This window comes from Devosia sp. J20-27, assembly GCF_055808595.1.
Genome location: NZ_CM147875.1, coordinates 973,674 through 989,822, shown reverse-complemented (window position 1 = coordinate 989,822; position 16,149 = coordinate 973,674). Strand labels below are relative to the sequence as shown.

Genomic DNA, 16,149 nt, shown 5'->3' with positions numbered 1-16,149 from the left:
ACAACGACCGGGAAAGACCAACCATGAAGCTCAAAGTCGCCGTGCAGATGGATCCCATCGCCAGCATCAACCCGCTTGGCGATTCCACCTTCGCCATGATGCTCGAAGCGCAGTCGCGTGGCCATCAGCTGGCCTATTACACCCCCGACTCGCTGGCGCTGCGCGACAATGTGGTGACGGCCAAGGTCGCGCCGGTCGAGGTCTTCGACCGCCCCAAGGGCGAGCACTTCACGCTCGGCGATGCCGCCCGCACCGATCTCTCGGCCTATGACGTGCTGCTGATGCGGCAGGATCCGCCGTTCGACATGAACTACATCACCCTCACCCACATGCTCGAGCGCATCCACCCGAAAACCTATGTGGTCAATCCGCCGGCCACGGTGCGCAACGCGCCCGAAAAGATCCTTGTCACCGATTTCCCCGAACTGATGCCGCCCACGCTGGTCACCCGCGACCGCGAGCTGATCTACGCCTTCCGCCGGGAACACGGCAACATCATCGTCAAGCCGCTCTACGGCAATGGCGGCGCCGGCGTCTTCTTCATCCAGGAAGGCGACCATAACCTCGCCTCGCTGCTCGAACTGTTCGAGCAGAACTATCGCGAACCCTTCATGATCCAGCGCTACCTGCCCGACGTCCGCAAGGGCGACAAGCGCATCATCCTGATCGATGGCGAGCCGGTCGCCGGCCTCAACCGCATTCCATCCGATGGCGAGGCGCGTTCCAACATGCATGTCGGCGGCCGCCCGGAGCTGAGCGAACTGACGGCCCACGAACGCGAGATCTGCGCCGCCATCGGCCCGGCGCTGAAGGAGCGCGACATGATCTTTGTCGGCATCGACGTCATCGGCGACTACCTCACCGAAATCAACGTCACCTCCCCCACCGGCATCCGCGAAATCAAGCGCTTCGGCGGCCCCGACATCGCCGTCGCCATCTGGAACGCCATCGAGAAACGGCGGGCGTAGGTGCCGCCTAAAAGTCGAGCGAGGTAATCGCCTCGAGCTTGGACTGCCCCAGTGCCTCGATGTTCTTACTTGCGAGTATCGAAGTTGACCGCAGGGTCGACCAGTCGAGTTTACCGGTGACAGGCAGCTTGTTCGCCTCCTGGTATAGGGTGATCGCGTTTTCACCGGCGCCCGTTGGAACCAGCGATGACTGGCCGACGGTCAGCAAGGGCGCAAGAATCCTTTCCGGTGTTATGTCATCCGACGGCCCGGAGGGGCCAATCGTCGCGATCTCCACCGCCTGCAGTCCCGCTGCCACGGCCACGGACTGAAAACTCGCCGCGCCCTGATAGTCGCCTTGTGCGCGCAGCGCGGCGGCCACCTCGGTACTGACGAAAGCCGCGCTGCCCCAGTCCCCGGAATTGGCAAAGTTCCGGATGATTTCCGGGGCCTGTCCGTAGCTCGCCGGTTCGAGTCCTGTGAAGAAACCATAGGCAAAATCGGCCGTCAGGCTGCTCGGCTCAGCCTGGCGGAAAAAGGTGAAGCGGTACTCGCGCCGGTCCGCCCGGAAGATTTGCGGCTGCACGCTGTTGTAGAGGATCGATGGCACGGGCTGTGCCACATAGGTCACGGCGTACGAACAGTCGGTCTCATCGAACTGCACCATCCCCGGCGAGTCGTCGAGAGCGGGGATCACCGTTCTCTCTTCGCCCTTCTTGCGCGTGACTCGGATCGGGACTGCATTTCCCGATCCCCACTCGACACCGATGATCGAGATCGACAGCGCATTTCTCGCTGCCGCGCCATCCTGCCCCGCTGCCGTCAGCGGCAAAGCCACCACCAGTGCCAGGATCAATCCTGTCCGTCTCATCTCGCCCCTCCGCTCGCTGCAGTCTTGAGCTCGTCTCTGGGCTTTTCGGCTTCGACCTTGGCAGCGCCATTCTTCGGGCGGTCGCCCCAGGCCCAGATGATGAACACCAGCGTCCCCAACCCACCGCCCACCACCAGGATCAGCAGGTAGTTCCGGAGCACGAGGCCGTAGATCGAAAAGCCTGTGCTCAGCTCCGGGATGACGGAGACGGTATCGGGCACCCTGAAGAAGAGTTCGGGCGGCGGCGCATCGGTCTTGAGGTTCACCCGCACGACGAGCGAGGCCCCCGCCGGGATGCGCGGCATCATGCTCTGGGCAGCATCGGTACCGTCGGCCACCACATCTATGGCCCATGGCGGCGTTGCCACCACGGTCATGTAGTCATTGATGGCGCCGTTCGAGGGGCTGCGAAAACACGGCGCGCCGCCCTCGCAGCGCAGCACCACCTCGACCCTCTCGAACACCTTTTCCAGCGACTGGTTGTAGAGCGCCAGTTCGGCAAAATTGGCGTCCGGATCGCTCCGGTCGACCTTCAGGTCATGGTGCAGGAACACCCGGCCCTTGGTCTCGGTAACGGCGGTGGTGAAGAACCATCCGACCACCCCCACGAGAAGGGCCAGGATATAGGGCGCTTTGTCCGACGAGAAGATGCTCACATCCACCTCCTGCTTCCCAGCAAGGCTAGCAGCCGGTGGACCCGCCGGGCATTGCGGCAACTACCATTGGGGCTTCACCACATCCGGTGGCGCGACTAGTCCGCGTTCAGCCGCACCAGCACCGCGTCCGTGACGTCCGCCCCGAGCCGGTAGGTGAAGGCGGTGACTTGCGTGAGGTCGTCGCTGAGGGTGCACTCGAAGGCGAGACCGTACCATTTGTCGTCCGAGCGGAAGATGGCGCCCGGTGCCCGGAGCTGTGTTCCCGCCACTTCCGACATGGCGTAGGCCTCGGTCATCACCACGTCCGGGGCAAAGCCGGCCCCGGCATAGCCGATCTGCGCCAGCGCCTCGATATTGCAGGTCTGCGCCAGCCGCTTGTCGGGTGGCAGGGTCTGCAGCGCGTCGCGCGCCCGCTCCATGCCTGGCGAGCCCAGCATGGCCTCGAGATAGAAGCGCTCGGCGCTGCGCAGCGGGCCAAGCTCGAGTGTCGCGACATCCGGCTCCGCCGTCGCCGCGGACGCGGCCGCCCCCTCGGTCAGTTCGCCGCCGTCGGCGAGAGCGGCCACGCCGTCTTCCGGATCGCTCGCTGGCGCCGTCAGACCCCTGACACTGGGTCGCGACAGGGGTACCGGCGCGATTATTTGCGGGGCTTCCGCACTCGGCTGCGGTGTCGCCGCTTCAGTCGACGGCGCCTCCGCTGTCGGTTGCGCTGTCGCGCTGGCCTCGGGTGCTGCCGCAGACGCAGGTTCGTCCGCGGACGCCTCGGCCGGCTCCTCCTCCGCGGCGGCAGGCTCCGCCGGTGCGTCTGCCGGCGACGACGTCGCCTCGGTCACAGACTCGGCCGCCGGCGCTTCGGTCTCGCTTGCAGATTGCGGCTCGTCCGATGCCGGCTCCTCCGTCGCCGATGCGGCGGGCTTGGCCTCCGGCGGCGGCACCAGTTCGACGTCGATGGCGGGTGGCTGCGGCGCCTCCAGGCTGTCGCGCAGCGGCGGCAGCAGCAGCAGCGCCAGCAGTCCCGCATGCAGCATCAGCGACACGGCCAGGGTCCAGAACATCGGCCGCTGGCGCCCGGGCGGGTCGCGCAGCATCGGCTCTGGCATGAGGTCGCGCATGGGCTCAGCCATTACCATGCCCATTGTGCCGTTTGCGAGGCATACTCTCGCCAAGCGGCCTGCATTCGGGCAAGGTGGGACCCATGCCAGTCGATACCGCCCTTGTCGCCCTGACCACGTTTTTCGCCACCATCGGGCCGGCGGATCTGTTGCTGGTCTATGCCGCGCTCACCCGCAAGAACACGCCCGTCGAGCGCCGGACCATGGCGCTGCGCGGCATTCTCGTCGCTGGCGGCATCCTGCTGTTCTTCGCCCTTTTCGGCGACATCATGCTGCGGCTCTTCGGCATTACCCTGCCGGCGCTGCGCATCGCCGGCGGCATCCTGCTGCTGCTGATCTCCATCGACATGGTCTTTGCCCGCCATTCCGGCGGCACCGGCACCACGCCCGAGGAAGAAAACGAGGCCGAAACCCGCGACGACATCTCGGTCTTTCCCCTTGCCATGCCGCTGATCGCCGGACCGGGCTCGATCAGCGCGGTAATCCTGCTGACCACCGGCACCGGTGGCTTCAATCTCGAGTGGCTGGCCGTTGTCCTCGCCCTCGTCGCCATCCTCCTGCTGAGCTACGTCTCCATGCGGCTCGCCGTGCCGATCCAGCGCATGCTCGGGCTGACTGGCCTTGCAGTGGTGTCGCGCGTCATCGGCGTGCTGCTGGCGGCGCTGTCGATGCAGTTCCTCATCGACGGCATCAAGGGCAGCGGCCTGGTCGGCGCCGTGGCCGGGTAAAGGCAAAGGCCGCAGCTTGCGCCACGGCCTTTCGAAGTCTTCAAGAACCAGAACCTACTTCTTCTTGGCTGGAGCCGGAGCGGTGCCGCTCTGCAGGCCGGCCGTTGCCAGCACTTTCGGCTTTTCCTTTTTGGGTTTCTTGGCTTCCTTGTTTGAGCGGATTTGACCTTTAGCCATTTGCTCTTCCTTTCCTGCCGGCGCGGTCGGCCAGCAAATCACCGGCAGAGGCTAGAATTTCGGCGTGGCGGAGACAAGGCAGCGCACACCGTCCGCGCTGCTATTTTGCACCGCACCGGCCCTGCGGCCCAAGGATATGAATGCGGCGCGGGTCGCAGCCGGTCAGCAGGAACTGCGTCCACTCGTCCGGCCCGCCGTAGAAGGCATTGCGGTCCACTTCCGTGCGCACGCCCGACATCGTGCCGGTCTGCGTCCACTGCCAGATCATCCAGTCGCGCCCATGGTACTTGTGATGCGGCTCGGCGGCGGTCGAGCGCAGCCAGAACGCATTGTCGAAATGCTCGCCCGCCAGCACGTCACGGTGGAAGTTGATGTCGGTATAGATCACCGGCACCTTGCCGGTATGGGCTTCCATCGCCGCCAGCATGACGCGGACCTTTTCGAGAATGTCCTCGCGGTTGTGCTTGTTCTTGCACGACGAGTGATTGTTCCACTCGAGGTCGAGCACCGGCGGCAGCGCATCGGGATCGTTGGGCACATTGCGCACGAACCACGCCGCCTGCTCCGATGCCAGCGAGCACCAGGTCATGAAATGGTAGGCGCCGCGTGCCACCCCGGCCTCGCGCGCATGCTGCCAGTTCACCCGGAAATTGGGGTCGATATAGTCGCGGCCCTCGGTCGATTTCATATAGACGAAATGAGTACCGCCCTGCCGCGCCGCGGCAAAGTCGATGCGGCCCTGGTAGCGCGCAATGTCCAGCCCCTGGATCGGCAGCGCCCGGGCGCGGTTCACCCCCGGATGCGGATCGTTGTCGCCGGGGATCGCCGTGCGGCCGGTCGGGCTCCGGCCACAGGCCGCCAGCACCGCCACGAGCGTCACCAGCAGCAGTGCTTTCGCGACAACGGACAAGGGGCGGGTGGTGGCAGCAATCATAGTCAAAACACTCGCAGGCAACTGGATCAGAAGCCTTTGATTCAACACGGCCGCATTAATGAAACCTTGCGCTAACCCTTTGGAATTCCAGCATGGTTAACGCCGTGGCGAAACCTGTGCCACCCGCCCCGCAGCCGCGCTGAAGTCCATCGATCGGGCGCCTGTCCCCGGCCCCTGTTCCAAACCGGCGTCAGGGCCGCTATGGGTGGCTCGGACAGGGGGGCAAACCATGCAGGGCATCGAGCTTTCGCGCCGGTTCCATAGCGAGGTCGTCGGGCCCTGGCTGAGCCGGAGCGCGCCCGGCCTCCGCTACGCCGCCGCGTTGATCGGCTATGGTTCGGAACTGCTCGGTTTTGACGACGACACCTCCCGCGATCACAATTGGGGTCCGCGGGTTCTTGTCTTCCTCAGCCGCGATGATTTTGCCGTCCATGCTCGGCAACTGCTGCTCGCCTTCGGCAAGGCGGCTCCTGCGAACTTTTGTGGGGAACCGGTGGGCTGGCGCAGCCGGCCCCATGCGCCGCCCGACGGTCCGGAGTCGGCCGGGACAATCGAGCACGGGCTCGAGTTCCATACGCTTGAGGCCACGCTGGAAAGTCACTTCGGCCTGCGCTCCGTCGAAGACCTGAGCGCCATGCAGTGGCTTGCATTCGCAGAGCAGAAGCTGCTCGCCTTCACGGCGGGCGCCGTGTTCCGCGACGACGATGGCCGGCTGCAGCAGGCCCGCCGGCGCGTAGGTTACTTTCCCGATGATGTATGGCTCCATAGGATCGCCTGTCAGTGGAGGCGTATCGCCGAGGAACAGGCCTTCGTCGGACGCGCCGGCCAGGTGGGCGACGACCTGGGGTCGCGCGTGATCGCCGCCCGGCTCGTGCGCGATGTCATGCGCATGGGCTTCCTGCTCGAACGCCGCTACGCGCCCTATGCAAAGTGGCTTGGCAGCGGTTTTGCAGCGCTGCCGATTGCCGGAGCACTCTCGCCCCACCTCCAGCGTGCCCTGGCCGCGAACCACTGGGTGGAGCGGGGCGACGCCTTGGCCGCCGCCTACCTCGAGCTGGCACACCGGCAGAACGCCCTGAACATTGCCAGCTTCACACCGGTCATCGGCCCCTATCATGACCGGCCCTTCACCACCATCAACGCCGACGACGCGGTGGCCAGCACGGTCGCCGCCATCGCCGATCCCCGGATCAGGCAACTGCCGGTTCTGGGCGCGCTTGACCAGGTGACCGACCTCACCCCGCTGCTCGAAAATGCCGCCCTGTCGCAGCGCACCATGCGGCACCTGCTCGGCTGAGCGACCATTGCCCCCGGTGTGTTCCCCAAATGTTCTTGTGATCAACCGGGGATTATATACTTCACACACCCACCAGAATCGGGGTAACGTGGCGCTCTGAAATAGGAGCGTCAGCATGTGGAAGTCTGTAGCTTGTGATGCCCTGCGAGAGGGTAAGCGACTTGAGTTGCGCTATGACGGCTACGCGCGCGTTGTGGAAGTCCACGCTGTCGGGATCACCCAAGAGGGCAACGACATTATGCGCGTCTGGCAGGTTCGCGGCGGTAGCAATAGCCGCAATCCTGTCGGGTGGAAGCTGCTCAGGCTCGATGAAGCATTCGCGGCCAACATCACCGACGAACAGTCCGAAGCGCCCCGTAGAGGCTACAAACGTGGCGACGAAGCTATGCAAGTCATAAACTGCCAGATCTAGGACAGAACCATCTGAGCATTCGATCATGCGGTATCTATATACCGCTTCGCTGCGGTATGCAAATACCGCAGTATCTCGTATACCGTGTTATTTTCGGACGCTTGCCCGCATAATCAGGCTAGACCGGAACCGCGAATAGGGGTATCAGAATTGTAGCCATTGGATACGATGGCTTGGAGGTGAGGAGCTAGGTTTTCACCTAGCCCCTCTGAGATGACCCACTAACCTATTGAGCCTGCGAGCGAGTCCCGGACTGCCATCCGGGATGTCCCCGGGGTGACCGACTCACCGAGCCGGACAGCGCTAATATAGCGTAAGTGGATTAGGGGGAAAACTTCGGAACCGACTTATTCAAGTCTTGCCGTTGGATTTCTGTGGTTTCGATGCGGCGATGCGCTTTAGCGCCCGGTCGAAGGTCTCCTCCCGGTCGTCTGTTTCCACCTCTTTGGCGGCTTCCTTGAACTTGTCTAGTTGACTCTTGTCGTCGCTGTGAGGGTTACTGGCCATATGCGAACACTTTCGGTGGTTGGTGAGCCATTCTATGTCGTTTACATCGATGAAGCGGGAGACCCCGGCCTAACGCGCGTCAAACCACAAGAACCAAATGGTGCAAGCGAGTGGCTTACACTAGGTGCCTCGCTGTTCCATTACGAAGATGAACCAGCAATAGTCCCGTTTGTCGGAAGCGTTCGCAAACTGATAAACGTCAGAACGCCAGACCTGCATTTTCGTAAGCTCTCAGACAGCAAGAAACTTGTCGCCTGCCAGGAACTCGCAATGCAGCGGGCGCGGGGCTTCGCCGTATTATCCCACAAGCCAAACATGCAAGGCTATCGCAATCCAGCAGCGGAGCGTCTTTTCACCAGCCCTAGGGGTTGGTTCTACAACTGGATCGTGCGCTTGCTGCTAGAGCGAGTGACCGATTTTGCGCAAAGAGAGATGCTAGCCTGCTTTGGCGAGACACGTCCTATCAAGATCGTATTCAGCGAACGCGGGGGCGTGGCGTACGACTGGCTGCGAGATTATATCGAGGTACTGGTCATTCAGAGCCGTAGCAATAATCTCGTCTTGGATAAGCGAGACATAAAGCCAAGCGTAATTGATCTGTCGCAGATTGAAGTTATCCCCCATAACCTAAACGCAGGCTGCCAAACGGCAGACATCGTCACAAGTGCACTGCACTGTGCGGCTGATGCCCATGGCCCGCGATGGAATGTGAACCCGGCCTTGGCTCTAAAGCCGATGATGGCCAAAGAGGGAGGGTGGTGGCACGACTACTCCGTGGCGCTCCAGCCGTCGTTCTTTCGAACGACAAGGCTGACGACGCAGCAGAAGATGCTGTTTGAGGGATATAACTATTGCTTCAGATTCTTGGAGTAGCGGGCTCCGGCCTTCGTCCCATCAGTGGCGAGTAGATTGCCTCCTATGGCAATCGTCCAACTGACTGCCCATGCTGCAAAGCCACATGGGCTGAAGGTAGTTCCGGCATATCCCGCTACCCAACCTAAATATCGTCCCAAATGATGAAAAAGTCAAGCTGCGGCAGAGACTTAGGCCTATTGTACCTAAGTCTTTGACGCGACTCATTTAATCGAATCTCACGCAGTGGCGTGTCCACCAGTCCGCCGATAAGTTAGGCGCTTTCCCTTCACGCCTTCTAGAGCGCGGGCCGCACGTTCCTGATCTTCGCAGCCAAGCGCGGAGCGGTTCGAATAACGGAAATCAAACTCTGCCAGATAGCGGTGCAGGTGCTTTTCCGAGCAATGCTGGTAGACGCCTTTCATGCCGCGCTTGAAGATGGAGTAGTAGCCTTCCACCGTGTTCGTTGACACCTGACCGCGCACGTATTCGTCGCGACGGTGAACCACGGTTTCATGCGAGGCGAACTGCTTGCCGATGCTGCGATACCAAGAGCCTTCGTCCGTCATGAGGCGGCTTTCCTTGGCAAGGTTGGCGTTCACGATGGGGGCAATGGTGTTCACGGTCGTTGCGTCGATATGGAAGCTACGGGCACGACCGCCGCGCTCCACCAGCGTCAAGACGATGTTCTTGTAGCCAAGAACGCCGCGACCGGGCTTCTTCATGAACCGGTGCGGGATGTTGTCGCCCTTGCCGATGTAGGTTTCGTCCACTTCCACGATGCCGCCCGCGCCGCCCATCGGGGACAGGTCGCCAGAGCGCATTGCTTCGCGGATGCGGTGCATCAGGAACCAAGCCGTCTTGTAGGTCACTTCCAGAGTGCGGTGCAGCTGGTGGGCGCTGATGCCCTTCTTGGAAGAGCAGACCAGATGGATAGCCTGCAACCACTTGTGCAGGGGCAGATGGCTATCCTCAAAGATGGTGCCGACGCGAACCGTGAACTGCTTGCGGCAATGGCCGCACTTCTTGAGGCCAATGCGCGTCTTGCCAAGGTCATAGACTCGCTCTAGTCCGCCGCAATGCGGGCAAACCGGGCCATCGGCCCAGAGCATCGCCTCTACGTGGGCGAATGCGGCTTCCTCATTGTGAAAATACGGCTTGGACAGAACGGACATGGGCTTAACTCCTTGTCCTAACTAGTACGTCTTTGCGTTGGGTTCGTCAAGTATATAATCCCCGATCAACCCAAGAGGCTGCTAGCGTCGCCGCGCATTGGGGATTGTGCGTATGGTCACGCGTGTCCAGACAGTAGCATTCCAGGGCATCGAGGCCGTGCCGGTCGATGTGCAGGTGCAGATTGCACCGGGCCTGCCTAAATTCCTTTTGGTTGGCCTGCCCGACAAGGCAGTCAAGGAATCCAGCGAGCGCGTCCATGCGGCGCTCTACGCCTCCGGCCTCAGCCTGCCGCCCAAGCGCATCACCGTCAATCTCGCCCCCGCCGACCTGCCCAAGGAAGGCAGCCACTACGATCTGCCGATCGCCCTCGGCCTGATGGCGGCCATCGGCGCCATCCCTTCAGATGCCCTGTCGGGCCACATGGCGCTGGGCGAACTCGGGCTCGACGGTCGTCTCGCCCCGACGCCGGGCGTGCTGCCGGCCGCCATCGCCGCGGCCGGTCGCGATCTCGGCATCATCTGCGCCCAGGCCTCCGGCCCTGAGGCCGCCTGGGCCGGCGAGGAGATCGACATCATCGCGCCGGAAAGCCTGCTGGCGCTGGTCAACCACCTCGCCGGCTACCAGCTCTGCACCCGGCCGCAGCCGCGTCGTCGCACTGATGGCCGCGTCCTGCCCGATCTGTCCGAGGTCCGCGGTCAGGAGGTGGCGCGCCGCGCCCTCGAGGTCGCCGCCGCCGGCGGCCACAACCTGTTGATGGTCGGGCCGCCCGGCGCCGGCAAGTCCATGCTGGCGTCGCGCCTGCCCTCCATCCTGCCGCCGCTCAGCCCGCGCGAACTGCTCGACGTGTCGATGATCCAGTCCATCGCCGGCGAACTGGCCGATGGTGCCCTGTCCGATCGCCGGCCGTTCCGCGCCCCGCATCATTCGGCGTCGATGGCCGCTTTGGTCGGTGGTGGCCTGAAGGTGCGCCCCGGCGAGGTCAGCCTCGCTCATAACGGCATCCTCTTTCTCGATGAACTGCCCGAATTCGCGCCCGCCGTGCTCGACAGCCTGCGCCAGCCGCTGGAGGCCGGCGAGACGGTGATCGCCCGCGCCAATGCCCGCGTCACCTTCCCGGCCCGCTTCCAGCTGATCGCTGCCATGAATCCCTGCAAATGCGGCCTCGCCGGCACGCCCGGCCATACCTGCCGGCGCGGCGCCGCCTGCGCCGCCGACTATCAGGGTCGCGTCTCCGGGCCGTTCCTCGATCGCATCGATCTGCGCATCGACGTCCCAGCCGTCTCCGCCGCCGACATGATCGGCCCGGCCGAAGCCGAGCCGTCCAGCGCTGTTGCTGCGCGCGTCGAAAAGGCCCGTGACATCCAGCGCCAGCGGTTTCTCGAACGCGGTCATCCCGGCATCTATACCAATGCCGCCGCCGGCCCGACGCTGATCGAGCAGGTGGTCAATCCGGACAAGGAGAGCCAGACGCTGCTTTTGCAGGCCGCTGAACGCTTCTCGCTCTCGGCCCGCGCCTATCACCGCGTCCTCAAAGTCGCCCGCACCCTCGCCGACCTTGCCGGCACCGAAAGGGTCGGCCGCCCGCATATCGCCGAGGCCTTGAGCTACCGCATCAATCTGGGAATGGCGTGATCCGACGGGTCTGAGCGGTCGACGGGCTGGCCGCCCACCGCGCCCGGCTTCACTGTGCGGATTGGAGGAACTTGGTCGCCAGCCAGCCCTTGCGGCCATCATCGGTGGCGACGAGGCTCCATCCTCGTTCGCTCTGCAAGACGCTCACCATGGTGCCCGGCCGGGCCACGTCAATACGTTTGCTGGTCTTGTCGGGCCCCAGTCGCATGTTGACGGCATCGGCCACCATCATCGTGGCGCCGCCCGAAGACGTTGTGGTGGCGGTCGGAGCTGCCTCTTCTGCCGACGGCGACGAAATTGCCACAGCCGCGGATTCGCCGGTGGTCCCGGGTTTGCCGGTGATGTTGACGGCGACCGTCTTTGAAATGTCGAAGGCGGAGGCGTTCAGGATAGGCAGCGGCTCCCGCGGCTTTGCGATCGGGGTGACAGTGGCAGCCATCGCGCTCTGCGGCTGTCCCGGGGCTTCCAGCAGCATCATCACGCTCAGGGCAGTGATTCCGAATCCACCGAGGATCGATCCAAAATACTTCGCCATGGCGACAACGCGAGAACCTGACATGAGGCGTCCTTTCCAGAAAGGAGGCGCCGGCCTATGGGGACATCCGACCGGCGCCTTCTAAGCGCGTCGAGATTGCGCAGTCTGGAAAATGTCCTTGGCGGAGATCCGTTGCTGGCGACCAAGGTCGGTCCGTGGCACGGCCAAATGGCCCGTCGGCCCGCCTGTGCATAATCCTGTGCACAAGTGTTTCACGTGAATCCGTCTCAGCGCACGCTGGCATAGCCGCCGGGAACGCCGTTCGGGCTCAGCACCAGCTGCCAGAGCTGGATGTTCCGCGCCCGGAACATTGCCGCGAACACCTGCAGGTAGAACTTCCACATCCGGTAGAAGCGCTCGCCGTAGCGCTCGCTCAGCTGCGGCCACGCCGCATCGAACCGCGCCCACCAGGCCATCAGCGTGCGGTCATAGTCGGCGCCAAAATTGTGCCAGTCCTCCATCACGAACAGGCCTTCGCCGGCCGTGGTGATCTGCTTGGCCGAGGGCAGGACGCCGTTGGGAAAGATGTATTTTTCCGTCCACGGGTCCCCATGCGTGCTGGTGTGGTTGTTGCCGATCGTGTGCAGCAGGAACAGCCCGTCCTCGGCGCAGAGCTCGCGCACCTTGGCCAGGTAGCGGCGATAGTTCTTCCAGCCCACATGCTCGAACATGCCGATCGACACCACGCGGTCAAACTTGCCCTCCAGCGCCATGTAATCGGTGAGCCGCGTCTCGATCGGCAGCGCGCCCTTGCGCGCCTCGGCATAGGCCGCCTGTTCGCGCGAAATCGTCACGCCAATTCCCTCGATGCCGTAGCGTTCCGCCGCAAACCGCAGGAAACCGCCCCAGCCCGAGCCGATATCGAGCACCTTCATGCCCGGTTCGAGGCCGATCTTGCGGCAGATCAGGTCGAGCTTGGCTTCTTGCGCTGCATCCAGCGTTTCAGCGCCGCCCTGCCAGTAGCCGCACGAATAGATCATCCGGCTGTCCAGCATCGCCTCATAGAGGTCATTGCCGATATCATAGTGTTTCTCGCCCACCTCGGTGACCTTCAGCCGCTGCAGGTTCAGCAGCCTGCCGCGCACCGCCGACACCACAAGTCCGAGGTCGGGTTTGAGATAGGCCCAGATATTGTTCTCGAGCAGCCGCATGATCATCTGGTCGATGGCGTCGGCGTCCCACCAGCCGTCCATATAGGCCTCGCCGAAGCCCAGCGTGCCATAGGCCAGCGCCCGTCCATAGGTGCGCTGGTCATGCACCCGGATGTCCCAGGGCTGCGTCCCGCCAATGGTGATCCCCGATTTTTCGAGGATAGTTGAGAAATATCGTCTGGGGCTGTCAGTCATCGTCTGAACTCACACGACACATAACTCTAGACCCGCAATAGGGCAAAAGCAAAGCCCTCGCCGCAGCAAGCAGAACCCGGCATCGGCTGCGCCGCCTAGCGACCCCTGCTGTCGATTGCGACGCAGACCTGCCTCGGACTTCTTGCGGTCAGCGCGCTGCCGTCGAAATCACCGTAGCGGGCCTTGAGCTCCAGTCCGCCCAGCGCCAGCAGCAAGGGCAGTTCCTGCGGGTAGATCTGCCGCAGTTCCAGTGGCGTGTGGCGGAAGTCCCGATGGGCCGCCGTCGACCAGTACCAGTCGGCGCGGCTGATCTGGCTCACCGGGTCGTAGCAGATGGTTTCCTCCACCGTCACATCGCCCAGATGCGCATGCGCGAACGTGCCCAGTGACTCGCGCTGTCCCGTCGGCAGGCTGAGCAGCCTCGGGTTGGGCACGAACACGTCGAAATAGAGCGTTCCGCCCGGCGCCAGATGCTGCCGGATCGCAGTGAACACACGGCCGAAATCCTTGGTGCTGTGCAGATGCAGCAGCGAATTGCCGGCGATCACCACCGCATCGAACGGCTGCTGCAGCGCCAGCGCGCGCATGTCGAGTTCGCGGAGGTCTATCGCCACACCGCATTCGGCAGCCTTTTCCCGCGCGCGCTCCAGCATGACCGCCGAGAGGTCCACGCCGGTGACGGTCGCGCCGCTTTCCGCCAGCGGCACGCTGATGCGGCCCGACCCGCAGGCCAGTTCCAGCACCCGCCGCCCCGGTCCGCCGGCCTTGCCGACATAGAACCGCTCCATCTCCCGATCGACCGGCGCCACCAGGTCATAAAGATCGGCATCGTCGTAGAGCTGGTCCATGGCCGGTCCTCCTCGGGCCCCAACGTCCTACCGGGCAAACGCCTCGAACGGATTGGCATGCGTGATCCGGGTCAGCGTCGCCTCGGACACACCTCGTTCCCGCAACCTGGGCAGCAGGACGGCCGACAGATGCGTATAGGGCCGTGGCGTGCCGCCGCCCGGCTGCGCCGGGTCGAACCAGCCCAGGTCATGGCTGAGCAGCAGCTGATTCTCCTTGCCGGCCGCCAGCGCCTTCTCGATCAGCGCCAGTACCGCGTCGTCGGGCGCCCGGCCGACATGGTCATACTCGATCCATGCGCCGCGCTCGGCCACCGCCAGGTTGAGGCCAAAATCCTTTTCCTCCTGGCTGTGGATGGAGATGAAGCGGTCGGCGCGATAGCCCTCGGCCTCGATGATGTCGAGCTGGTCCAGCACCACCCGCCCCTTGATCGTGTGGCTGCCGATCACCGCCCCGGTGCGCTGTCCGGCCCGTGCCGCCGCCCGCAGGATTTTCGCCTCCAGCGGCGTGATGCCGTCGTCGCCGGCCGAAATCTTGATCCACGCCGCACGGAAGTCCGCCTCGTCGAAGCGCTCCTCCAGTTCGCGCACCATCCAGGCTTCGAGCGCAGCCTCGCTGGCCGTGCTCACCCACTCGGGAATCCACGGCTCGCGGTAATTGCCGGTCGGCACCACAATCGGGAATCCGGTGGCCTGCGATACGGCAAGGTCGAGATCGGCCCGCCGTCCCACTCCGCCAGTGGTGCATTCGACCAGTGCCGTCACTCCCAGCGCCTTCGCCGCCTCGATCTGCGGCGCCATCAGCGCCACCACGTCGGCCGCCTCGGCCTCCGCATAGCCCGGCTGGTCGGGCGTCCTCAGGTCCACGAACACGTGCTCATGCGGCAGGATCATGCCGAGCTGATCCGCCGTCATCGGCCCCAGCGTCGTCCACAGCTGCTTTGCCATTGGTCTCCCCTTTGTCGTTTCCTTCTTGCTACCACGGGGTCACCCGCAAAAGAAAACCCCCGGACATCAGGTCCGGGGGTCGTCGGAAAGAGACAAAGGCTACCAGCTTTTCAGCCCCAGCAGCTTTTCGCCCAGTGGCGACAGTCTGGCCGTGCTGGCGTGCTGTTTCTCCCAGTCGCGCGGATCGCCGGGGAAGGCGTCGCGCTTGGGGTGGTCCAGTTCGCGCCATAGCCGGATGCGCTCGTTCCTGTCCGCCTCGTCTTCGGGATTGGCCGGGAACATCGAGATATACTGCGCCATCCGCACCCGCCCGTCCGAATGGTTGGGCCGCACGCCGTGCGCCAGCAGCGTGTTGAAGATCATCAGGTCGCCCGGCTCCATCTCGATATTGGTGATGGTATAGCCGCTCCAGTCCGGATGCATCGGATCGCGGTCCTCCGGCTGCGTCTTCACCCAGGTGTCGAAATCGTAGAACAGCTCCGGAATGCACTGGAAGCCGCCGATATCGCCATCCTGCTTGACGAGGCTGAGCACGCCCTGCACGCCGATCGGCAGCGGCCGCAGCGAGGTATCGCTGTCCCAGTGAATGAAGCCGTTCTGGTTGGCGCCCTTGACCTGCTTGGGCGGGTTGAGATTGGCGCGATCGATCGACACCCAGAGGTCCTCGATGTCCCAGATATCGACAAACGCGTCGTAGACCCGCTGCTCCTGCCGGTTATCCCAGAGATACTGATGGTTGTAGATCTCCACCATGCCGGTGCCGTTCAGCTCCTTCATGATGTGGTCGCGCCGCTGCGGCGTGTACCAGGTCGAGGCGTCCTCGGGATCCTTCTCCTCAAATTCCCAGAGCAAAGCCTTCAGCCGCTCGACATTTTCCTGCGGCACCGCATTTCGAACAATCACATAGCCCTTCGACTGCCATTGTTCGAAGTCCGCCTCGCTCAGCACCCGCAGCGGCAGCGTCTTCTTGATGTCCTTGAGCTGCGTCGAGACGCGCTTTGTCGTCTGGTGCGAGTCCCGCTTGATCCCGGGCGCCATGCCCTGCGCCATACCTTGTGCCATCGACATAGAAATCCTCCATTGCAGTCTCCCCTCGGGAGTCGTCTTCGATGCACCCAGCCTAGCCCCGCGCTCGTCGTCATGTTGCCGCCGAATGGCCAATTCTGATACTATT

18 protein-coding genes are annotated in these 16,149 nt (G+C 63.6%); 6 read left to right on the top strand and 12 right to left on the bottom strand.

The window, feature by feature from the left end; genetic code table 11:
- Positions 1-23: 23 nt before the first annotated feature.
- Positions 24-968, top strand: coding sequence for a glutathione synthase (gene gshB, locus AC0L4C_RS04795; RefSeq protein ID WP_473402436.1), 945 nt, complete (start codon positions 24-26; stop codon positions 966-968).
- Positions 969-975: 7 nt separating this feature from the next.
- Here gshB and AC0L4C_RS04790 read toward each other — a convergent pair whose 3' ends face one another.
- The 3 genes from AC0L4C_RS04790 to AC0L4C_RS04780 all read right to left on the bottom strand — a co-directional run bounded on the left by AC0L4C_RS04790 (position 976) and on the right by AC0L4C_RS04780 (position 3,598).
- Entirely contained in the window at positions 976-1,803 is an 828-nt protein-coding gene (locus AC0L4C_RS04790; RefSeq protein ID WP_473402435.1) for a hypothetical protein, read from the bottom strand.
- A gap of 11 nt (positions 1,804-1,814) precedes the next feature.
- A complete protein-coding gene (locus AC0L4C_RS04785) occupies positions 1,815-2,474 on the bottom strand; it encodes a hypothetical protein (protein ID WP_473402433.1) in 660 nt (219 codons plus the stop codon).
- Between the two features lie 95 nt (positions 2,475-2,569).
- Positions 2,570-3,598 carry a DUF930 domain-containing protein gene (locus AC0L4C_RS04780; protein ID WP_473402432.1) on the bottom strand — a complete coding sequence of 343 codons (1,029 nt, stop codon included), beginning with the start codon at positions 3,596-3,598 and terminating at the stop codon, positions 2,570-2,572.
- A 71-nt stretch (positions 3,599-3,669) separates the two neighbouring features.
- Between AC0L4C_RS04780 and AC0L4C_RS04775 the strand changes: the two genes are divergently transcribed.
- Complete coding sequence (locus tag AC0L4C_RS04775; RefSeq protein ID WP_473402431.1) at positions 3,670-4,314, top strand: MarC family protein; 645 nt, start codon at positions 3,670-3,672, stop codon at positions 4,312-4,314.
- Between the two features lie 54 nt (positions 4,315-4,368).
- Here the strand turns inward: AC0L4C_RS04775 and AC0L4C_RS04770 are convergent, their stop codons facing one another.
- Positions 4,369-4,491, bottom strand: coding sequence for a hypothetical protein (locus tag AC0L4C_RS04770; RefSeq protein ID WP_473402429.1), 123 nt, complete (start codon positions 4,489-4,491; stop codon positions 4,369-4,371).
- A 100-nt stretch (positions 4,492-4,591) separates the two neighbouring features.
- Positions 4,592-5,425: a glycoside hydrolase family 25 protein gene (locus AC0L4C_RS04765; protein ID WP_473402428.1), complete on the bottom strand. Its 834-nt coding sequence runs from the start codon at positions 5,423-5,425 to the stop codon at positions 4,592-4,594.
- Between the two features lie 229 nt (positions 5,426-5,654).
- Here AC0L4C_RS04765 and AC0L4C_RS04760 point away from each other — a divergent pair, with 229 nt between their 5' ends.
- Together AC0L4C_RS04760 and AC0L4C_RS04755 are read left to right on the top strand one after the other, a co-directional pair.
- Positions 5,655-6,722 (top strand): DUF4037 domain-containing protein, encoded by a 1,068-nt coding sequence (locus tag AC0L4C_RS04760; RefSeq protein WP_473402426.1) that lies wholly within the window; start codon positions 5,655-5,657, stop codon positions 6,720-6,722.
- 115 nt (positions 6,723-6,837) lie between these two features.
- The gene (locus AC0L4C_RS04755) at positions 6,838-7,134 is read left to right on the top strand and encodes a hypothetical protein (RefSeq protein WP_473402425.1); all 297 of its coding nucleotides are present in this window, start codon (positions 6,838-6,840) and stop codon (positions 7,132-7,134) included.
- 351 nt (positions 7,135-7,485) lie between these two features.
- Here the strand turns inward: AC0L4C_RS04755 and AC0L4C_RS04750 are convergent, their stop codons facing one another.
- A complete protein-coding gene (locus AC0L4C_RS04750; protein WP_473402424.1) occupies positions 7,486-7,641 on the bottom strand; it encodes a hypothetical protein in 156 nt (51 codons plus the stop codon).
- On the opposite strand from AC0L4C_RS04750, the gene AC0L4C_RS04745 reads away from it, so the two are divergent.
- Positions 7,642-8,514, top strand: coding sequence for a DUF3800 domain-containing protein (locus AC0L4C_RS04745; protein WP_473402423.1), 873 nt, complete (start codon positions 7,642-7,644; stop codon positions 8,512-8,514).
- Between the two features lie 218 nt (positions 8,515-8,732).
- Here the strand turns inward: AC0L4C_RS04745 and AC0L4C_RS04740 are convergent, their stop codons facing one another.
- Positions 8,733-9,668, bottom strand: coding sequence for an IS1595 family transposase (locus AC0L4C_RS04740; protein WP_473402422.1), 936 nt, complete (start codon positions 9,666-9,668; stop codon positions 8,733-8,735).
- A 112-nt stretch (positions 9,669-9,780) separates the two neighbouring features.
- On the opposite strand from AC0L4C_RS04740, the gene AC0L4C_RS04735 reads away from it, so the two are divergent.
- A complete protein-coding gene (locus AC0L4C_RS04735; RefSeq protein ID WP_473402420.1) occupies positions 9,781-11,301 on the top strand; it encodes a YifB family Mg chelatase-like AAA ATPase in 1,521 nt (506 codons plus the stop codon).
- 49 nt (positions 11,302-11,350) lie between these two features.
- On the opposite strand, the gene AC0L4C_RS04730 is transcribed toward AC0L4C_RS04735, so the two are convergent.
- The 5 genes from AC0L4C_RS04730 to AC0L4C_RS04710 all read right to left on the bottom strand — a co-directional run bounded on the left by AC0L4C_RS04730 (position 11,351) and on the right by AC0L4C_RS04710 (position 16,013).
- A complete protein-coding gene (locus AC0L4C_RS04730) occupies positions 11,351-11,836 on the bottom strand; it encodes an SH3 domain-containing protein (protein ID WP_473402419.1) in 486 nt (161 codons plus the stop codon).
- A 227-nt stretch (positions 11,837-12,063) separates the two neighbouring features.
- Complete coding sequence (cfa, locus tag AC0L4C_RS04725) at positions 12,064-13,182, bottom strand: cyclopropane fatty acyl phospholipid synthase (protein WP_473402418.1); 1,119 nt, start codon at positions 13,180-13,182, stop codon at positions 12,064-12,066.
- 95 nt (positions 13,183-13,277) lie between these two features.
- A complete protein-coding gene (locus AC0L4C_RS04720) occupies positions 13,278-14,030 on the bottom strand; it encodes a class I SAM-dependent methyltransferase (protein WP_473402417.1) in 753 nt (250 codons plus the stop codon).
- A gap of 27 nt (positions 14,031-14,057) precedes the next feature.
- Positions 14,058-14,975 (bottom strand): phosphotriesterase family protein, encoded by a 918-nt coding sequence (locus tag AC0L4C_RS04715; protein ID WP_473402415.1) that lies wholly within the window; start codon positions 14,973-14,975, stop codon positions 14,058-14,060.
- Between the two features lie 99 nt (positions 14,976-15,074).
- The gene (locus tag AC0L4C_RS04710) at positions 15,075-16,013 is read right to left on the bottom strand and encodes a phytanoyl-CoA dioxygenase family protein (RefSeq protein ID WP_473403450.1); all 939 of its coding nucleotides are present in this window, start codon (positions 16,011-16,013) and stop codon (positions 15,075-15,077) included.
- Positions 16,014-16,149: the final 136 nt, after the last annotated feature.